The 6,766-nt window shown below is 42.8% G+C and carries 8 protein-coding genes and 2 pseudogenes; all 10 read right to left on the bottom strand.

The features are described from left to right. Positions 1–262: 262 nt before the first annotated feature. On the bottom strand, positions 263–847 hold the full coding sequence (locus FYJ57_RS14470) for an HD domain-containing protein (protein WP_235904605.1): 585 nt from the start codon (positions 845–847) through the stop codon (positions 263–265). Between the two features lie 177 nt (positions 848–1,024). Next, positions 1,025–1,318, bottom strand: a complete 294-nt coding sequence (locus FYJ57_RS14475; protein WP_117739485.1) for a hypothetical protein — start codon at positions 1,316–1,318, stop codon at positions 1,025–1,027. A 2-nt stretch (positions 1,319–1,320) separates the two neighbouring features. Continuing rightward, complete coding sequence (locus FYJ57_RS14480) at positions 1,321–1,602, bottom strand: hypothetical protein (protein ID WP_154433200.1); 282 nt, start codon at positions 1,600–1,602, stop codon at positions 1,321–1,323. Between the two features lie 25 nt (positions 1,603–1,627). Continuing rightward, entirely contained in the window at positions 1,628–1,921 is a 294-nt protein-coding gene (locus FYJ57_RS14485; protein WP_117739483.1) for a hypothetical protein, read from the bottom strand. Positions 1,922–1,936: 15 nt separating this feature from the next. After that, positions 1,937–2,125: a hypothetical protein gene (locus FYJ57_RS14490; protein ID WP_117739482.1), complete on the bottom strand. Its 189-nt coding sequence runs from the start codon at positions 2,123–2,125 to the stop codon at positions 1,937–1,939. A gap of 10 nt (positions 2,126–2,135) precedes the next feature. Continuing rightward, the gene (locus FYJ57_RS14495) at positions 2,136–2,519 is read right to left on the bottom strand and encodes a TnpV protein (protein WP_154433201.1); all 384 of its coding nucleotides are present in this window, start codon (positions 2,517–2,519) and stop codon (positions 2,136–2,138) included. After that, positions 2,516–4,390, bottom strand: a complete 1,875-nt coding sequence (locus tag FYJ57_RS14500) for a DUF4368 domain-containing protein (RefSeq protein ID WP_117739480.1) — start codon at positions 4,388–4,390, stop codon at positions 2,516–2,518. The genes FYJ57_RS14495 and FYJ57_RS14500 overlap by 4 nt, the downstream gene beginning before the upstream one ends. 451 nt (positions 4,391–4,841) lie before the next feature. Next, positions 4,842–5,342 (bottom strand): annotated as a pseudogene (locus tag FYJ57_RS14505) (type IV secretory system conjugative DNA transfer family protein); the annotation flags it as partial. A 66-nt stretch (positions 5,343–5,408) separates the two neighbouring features. Next, positions 5,409–5,612, bottom strand: coding sequence for a TnpW family protein (locus FYJ57_RS14510; protein WP_235904606.1), 204 nt, complete (start codon positions 5,610–5,612; stop codon positions 5,409–5,411). Positions 5,613–5,758: 146 nt separating this feature from the next. Beyond that, positions 5,759–6,640, bottom strand: a pseudogene (locus tag FYJ57_RS14515) (AAA family ATPase); the annotation flags it as partial. Between the last annotated feature and the right edge of the window lie 126 nt (positions 6,641–6,766).

Here is a 6,766-nt window from a genome sequence, read left to right on the forward strand (position 1 = left end):
ACAGCCTGGACCTTATATTCGTGGTCGTATTTACGTTGGGTACGTGACATTGAGAGTTCCTCCTTATTCTCTTTATTATACATGAATTCTTTGAGAATAAGGTGTCAACTTTATTTATACAACATCAATGCCTGTCAAGACTATACCAAAATTCTTTATCTTCCGTTTGAACATATCTAATCTCTATCATTATCTTTACCTCTACAGCTTCAAATAATCGTGTGCTTTCAATCTCTCCTACAGACTGGGAGTTTCCTTTCTGTTACACCTTCAATAATGTATATATGTCACTGCCAGTTTTCTCGTCAAAATATTCTTTCAACTCCAAAAAAGCCTTCCATTTTGGAATAGTCAAATCATTAAATCCTCTTCTTATAACAACATCAACCAATCTCTTTTCAACATATGTTGGTCCATTCGGAAATGAAATTGCATCACACAACTGAATTAATCTATCGTAATCATTATACTCCAACATATCTAAATAATTCTGTATATATTCCGTTTCTTCTTCTGAACAGTCATTCTGCCCATTATATGCACCAATATTCTTGTATGGAAAAGAATGTGTTAAACATATTCTCGCACTATCATCATACCCCAGTGAACTCATAAATAAGTATCCAGCATAAATATGTTTCATATCCATTATACCTTCACGCCTACCTATATCATGTAATAATCCCATTACATAGGCAACATCAGGCTTCAGACCATCACATTTTTCCGCAATTGTTCTTGCGCAAAGTCCTGCTGTTCTATTATGCTCAATCCAAGGTCCCGGATTTAATCTAGATGCTTCTTCTATTAACCTTTCTGCTTCTTCTATTGATGGTATTTTCATCATATTCTCCACTCACTGTAAAATTCAAAGTTTCTGTTCCCTATAAAATAATCTATCGGGATTCACCAAATCGCCAGACAACGATTTTTAGAACAGTATATCACAAAAAAATTCCTTATTCCATATGTTTTCCGAGTTATGGTAAGACATGTAAATTTTAAATAACATTTTCCAATCCATTTAAGATATTCCCTTGATGATACTTTTTACTGTCTTATACAACCGAATCCCATCCTTCAGTCCCAACCGATAAAAGAACTGCTCAGCATACGCACCGCTGTCAAAAATAGCATCGCAGTATGCCTGGACTGCCTGTTGTTTATCCTTTGGAAGCAATGCCACCGCTTCCTCATACTTTTGTTCCACATCATCCTTGTCATCCGGTTCTTTCCCGGCTTTCATCTGGCTGAATGCACTCTGCATCCGTTCCTGAATGATAAAATCCACAAATCCCTTTAATGCTTCCTCTTTCATCCTCATACATCCCTTTCTATCTCACATACCAGACGTTCATAATCCAGAAATCCCCGGATATACATTTCCCGGCTGATATAGGCTTCTACTGCATGTCTTGCCGATATGATCCGTTCAATAATCGTCCAGAACTCATGACCGTATTTCTCTATGTATGGCTTCAATTCATCCATCGTTTTCTCGCATTCCCCTTCCAGTTCAATCAGTTGAGGATCAATCCGTAAATATGCCTCAAGCCTGATCTCATTCCAGTCGAAGTAGCTCTCCACTAATTCTCTTTTCATAATCGTGTCCCTTTCTGCCCTCTTCCTATGTAAAAGAGCGAATCCATTCTGCTAAAAAGACGATTCCCGCAATCACAATTTCAACCGTACATGGCAGGAGATAAAACAGAAAGCCAGCCAATACGATTTTCAGGCATTCCCCGGAACTTTCCAGACCAAAGCCATAGCTTAGCAGGGCGGTCAGAAGAAAAATTCCTGCAATTACCCGGAAGATAACTGCTGATATTCCTGCAAGGAACTCCACAAACAGTCTTATTACTACCAGAACAGCCATCACAGGCAACAATATTATTCTTAAAATAAATCGGATGGCTTTCATCCTGTCTTCTCCTTCCTATCCGGCATTTTTATCCAGATAATTCTGATACTTTTCAAGTACGGAATCCGTCACACCGTTTTTGTAGATTTTCCGAATATCTGTGATCTCTTCATCCTTTAAAAGTTTCAGCCATTCCAGAAGGTCTTTCCGGCTGTTGGCGAAATTACAGCAACGACCATCTGCGTATTCAATTCGGTATCTCATAAGCATCCCCCTATACATAGACCAGTTCTGTCAGGATTACTTCATCCACTCTGTTGCGGATGTTATTTACCCTGCGAAGCCATTCCATCTGGTCTTTTCCCTTTAATTCCTCTGTGACACCCTCTGCTTCCATCATCTGATCCATCATGCTGTCCCTGCGTTCCACGCAGATTTCATTCAGGTCAGCCAGATACGTCCAAAGCTTTCCTGTCAGCATAAGCTGGGAATACAAAGCCTGCCGGTAGTCTTTCAGAAAATTCCTGCGTAGGCTTCCATAGAAACCAATATCTCTGGTTTCTTCCGCCACACGAATCAACGGGATATAATAATCTCCCACAAGGATATAATCCAGTCCGTTCTTTTCATCATGTATCATCGGTTTCAATTCTTTCATGTATTTACCACCCCTTTCTTTGGTTCTGCAGCCGGAAGCATCGACACTGGAACAAACACACCTTTCGTAATATCTTCCTGCCGGATTGCTTCCTTCTTCGCCTCGATCTCGGCTTTTCTTTTTTCTTTTACTTTGTCTTCGTATTCTTTCTGTTTTCCATTTGCCTTCCGCCTCAGATAATTCTGGTGCAGCCTGTCCTTCCTGGCTTCCCGCTTTCGTAATTCTTCTTCCTCTTCCGGTGTCAGCTGGACTTCTCCAAAATGCGGTGGAAGATACCTTCCCACAAAATTAAAATAAATCTCAATCTCCTGTGTGGTCTGCTGGCTTCCTTTCCTGTCCCTCTCATGCACCAGAATCTTTTCCACGAACTCATTCAGCATATATGTGGTCAGTTCATCAAAATTCTGATATTTGTCCACCAGTGCAATAAATCTTTCCGCAGACCGTCTGCCATTTTCATATCCGGCTACCTCTGCTTCCAATTCTGAAATTTCCGCTGTCAGTTCTTTCTGTTCTTTGGAATACTGCCCATCAAGGACTGCGTAACGTTCGTCCGGCAGCTTACCGAGGATATTATCCTCATATATTCGGCAGATCAGTTTTTCCAGTTCCTGCAGACGCTTTTTCGCTTCTGCTATCCTGTTTTTCAGCCTCACGATTTCACTGGACTGCTGGGAATTCTGTGTTGTCTTCACTGTCTCAATGAACTCTTCCCGGTTCAGATGGGAATATTCTGCGATAGCTTTCAGCAGGTCTTTTATCAGCTCCATCACAATATCCGCATTAATCCTGTGCTGTGTCGGGCAGAGTGTTCCAACCGGAACCTTGCTATATGCAGAACAGGTATATTGTGGGATTCTTTTCCCATTATTTACCCGGTGCACATACATTTTTGCCCCGCAATCGGCACAATACATCAGCCCTGTCAGTGGATGTGCTTCTCCCCATCCGTCCGGGTATCTGCGGACATTCTTCCGGATTCTCTGGACATTATCAAAGGTTTCCTGATCAATGATCGCTTCCTGCGTGTCCTCAAATACTGTCCAGTTATCTTCTGACACATAATGGCTCTTTTTGTCCTTAAAATGCTTTCTGGTCTTGAAATTAACAGTGTGACCAAGATATTCCCTCTTTCTCAGGATCCCTGCCACCGTCGACGAACCCCACGCATAGGGGTCTTTGATCTCGTCCACTCTTCCCTGCCATAATCCTGCCCCATGCCTTGCCATGTGTACTGCCGGGATCTCCACCTGATCTTCTTTCAGCTTCTTTGCGATCTGGTAAGGACCATATCCGTCCATTGTCATCTGAAAAATCCTGCGAACAACCTGTGCAGCCTCTTCATCCACGATCCAGTGTTCCTTATTTTCCGGGTCTTTCAGATATCCGTATGGTGTGGTGCTTGCAACGTGCTTCCCGGAATTGCCTTTTGCCTTAAAGGTAGACCGGATCTTTTTGCTCGTGTCTTTCGCATACCACTCATTCATAATGTTTCGGAAAGGAAGAAAATCATCATCCCCATTCAGACTGTCATGACCATCATTGATAGCGATCAGCCTAACCTGCTTCTGGCGCAGCATTTCCTGAATCTGACCGACCATCAGATAATCACGTCCCAACCGGCTCATATCCTTTATGATCACCGTCCCGATCTGCCCGGCTTTGATGGCATCCATCATGCTGACAAATCCCGGGCGGTCAAATCTTGTGCCGGATATGCCATCATCCGTAAAATGGATATATGGGGTAAGTCCATGGGATTCGGCATATTCTGAAAGCATCTGCTTCTGGTTCGATATACTGTTGCTCTCGCCCATAAGGTCATCATCATGGCTGAGACGTTCATACAATGCGGTAAGTTTCTCCTGCATCCGTTTTCCTCCTTCCTTTCATTTTTCATTGCCTGTTTTCATTCCATATCCGTTCCTGTACCGGGTTCCGATGTTTCCGGGACGTATTTGCCAGAAACGACACGCTGAATGCACATTCAAATCTGGTATCACTATGGGCAGGCTGCTCCGTTGTCAAGGTTCGTGTAAGGATCTTCAAAAAAGTTCCTCTCACTTAACCCATCTTTCGGACGCTGTTTTACAAGGTAGTAACGTAACTTTTTTAAATTTCTCTGGATTTTGTGTCGGTTTGAAAAACTCCTTACACTATATCCAGACTGGCGAGGCAAAATGTTGCCATCCTTTGAGAATGTTTTTAAAAAAGTACAATTTTGTATTTTGGCAAAAAATAAGCCTCAAGAGACTTTTTAATCATTTTGGAGCTCCAATTTCTTAAAAAATGATGATTAAGAAGTCTCTTCAAGCTTATAACACCTGCCGCCAGCTTGTATTTCTTATACTGGCGTACCGCAAAGTGTTCCGGATTCCTTTTTTCCAGATCCTCAAACAGCATATCCACTGGATTTTTGTAATTCTCGTCATCCTCCCTGGTCTCACTCTCATTCAGAAGGTCGATCAGGGTGTTCATGTTCTTCTCATCCTCGTCCCCTTCATACCAGATCAGGGCAATCAGTGCCGTATACAGCAGTTTTTCTGCTTTGACCCAGAAATCCTCGGTTGCCTTTTCCCCTTCTCCCTTGGTGTTGGCAATGATAACCGTCACCAGTTTCAGGATATCCTTTTCGGATTTTAAATAGGCAAACGGATTGTAGTGGAGCGATTTGGAGAAGTTAATGGTATTTAAGACCTTGATTACATAAGGTTCATGCACCACCTTTCCGGATTTATCTTTCACAACATTTCCATGCTTGTCTCTCTTTGGCGGTCCTTTGTCTAACATCTTCCCGCATTCTTCGATCAGTGTTCCCTTGGGCACCATTCCGTCAAGTAGGAATTTGACCAAAATCATTTTTTCTTAAAATGATGAAAAATCCAGTGTTTATGCGGGTTTGTCGAGTTCTGCCTCCAGTTCATTCTTCATCATCCTCATGATTTTTTGCTGCATGTTTTCCTTGGAATTAGGATCAAAAAAGAGATGAACGTGATAACGAGTGCGACCAATTTTCTTCTCAAGAACCGAATGTTCTTCTTTTTCATCCGATACAGTTTTAAGATTTTCCATATCCAATTTTCTTTCTTCCATCGTATTTATCTCCCAAAAAGCAACTGGCAGAATATGATTTTCTGCCAGTCATATCTATGCAAATATTTCTCCAAATGGTTAGGTGGCAGAGTGGCAGGCATTAAGGTATCTATAGAATCTGCCCTTTTTCAAAAAAATCCTGCCACCTAATCTACTTTCAGCCGAATGGTATTATCCCTTCCGTTTCCTCGCCCATAAATCAAACGGTCTCCCATTCGGTTGCGGACATCCCTCATAGTTCTGGAAGAGATGTTCATTTCGGTTGCTTTTTTCTGGATGACTTTCAATGGAATTTCTTTTCCATCTTCCAGCATTTCCTCCATCAGCCTCATACCTCTTTCCAGTTTTGTTTCCACCCGTTTCCCCTCTTTACCGTTCAGGAGATCGTCCGCATTGATGTCATAGCCACCGATCCACCGGAAACCTCCTTCATCCCCCAGCTTAAACGCAAGGGTCTCCCCCGGAGGGGCAAGAGAGCTTTTCTCATGGATCAGCACTCTCGTTGTCGGGTCTTTCTTTACCTTCCCGATAAATAAAAGGCTTCTGACGGCTGCCATGATGTCAATGGAACCCAATCCCCGGTAGGTACTCTGCGTACCGCAGGATTTGTTCAGATGCCCGATGAGCACAATGGCACATCCGGTCTGCTCCGCCACATTCCCCAGTTTCCGGAATACTGGACGGACTTCATTCGCCCGGTTCATATCCACATCCGCACCGATAAATGCCTGCACCGGGTCAATGAGCAATAGTCGGACTTTGTTCTGCCGGATGGCTCTCTCAATCCGGTCATCCATCAACGTCAGTGGGATTTTTGTATCATCAATCACCATGACCCTTGAAAGGTCGGCTTCGCATTCGATCAGCCTTGGTTTGATGGTATCTCCCTTTCCGTCCTCGGCAGTCTGGTAGATTACATTAAATGGTTCAGTCTCCTCCATGTTCGGGAGATATTTCCGGTTGGTGCAGGCTGCAGTCAGCTTCATGGCAAAATACGTTTTTCCTTCTCCCGGATTGCCCTGAATGATTAATGCCAGTTAGCTAAAATTAGAAAACAGGACTGCTCTTAATGCATATATCATTTACAGCAGCTTCAGAATATAAGTCCCGCTATCTGAAAGGATTCCTACTTGATAAATCAGACAAAAGGGCAG

It is taken from the genome of Oliverpabstia intestinalis (assembly GCF_009696065.1).
GTDB classification, from domain to species: domain Bacteria; phylum Bacillota; class Clostridia; order Lachnospirales; family Lachnospiraceae; genus Oliverpabstia; species Oliverpabstia intestinalis.

Coding starts and splice junctions, on each gene's coding strand:
- FYJ57_RS14500 (WP_117739480.1), bottom strand. CDS start 4,390: ATGCAGGAGAAACTTACCGCATTGTATGAACGTCTCAGCCATGATGAT.
- FYJ57_RS14495 (WP_154433201.1), bottom strand. CDS start 2,519: ATGAAAGAATTGAAACCGATGATACATGATGAAAAGAACGGACTGGAT.
- FYJ57_RS14490 (WP_117739482.1), bottom strand. CDS start 2,125: ATGAGATACCGAATTGAATACGCAGATGGTCGTTGCTGTAATTTCGCC.
- FYJ57_RS14510 (WP_235904606.1), bottom strand. CDS start 5,612: ATGGAAGAAAGAAAATTGGATATGGAAAATCTTAAAACTGTATCGGAT.
- FYJ57_RS14480 (WP_154433200.1), bottom strand. CDS start 1,602: ATGAAAAGAGAATTAGTGGAGAGCTACTTCGACTGGAATGAGATCAGG.
- FYJ57_RS14475 (WP_117739485.1), bottom strand. CDS start 1,318: ATGAAAGAGGAAGCATTAAAGGGATTTGTGGATTTTATCATTCAGGAA.
- FYJ57_RS14470 (WP_235904605.1), bottom strand. CDS start 847: ATGATGAAAATACCATCAATAGAAGAAGCAGAAAGGTTAATAGAAGAA.
- FYJ57_RS14485 (WP_117739483.1), bottom strand. CDS start 1,921: ATGAAAGCCATCCGATTTATTTTAAGAATAATATTGTTGCCTGTGATG.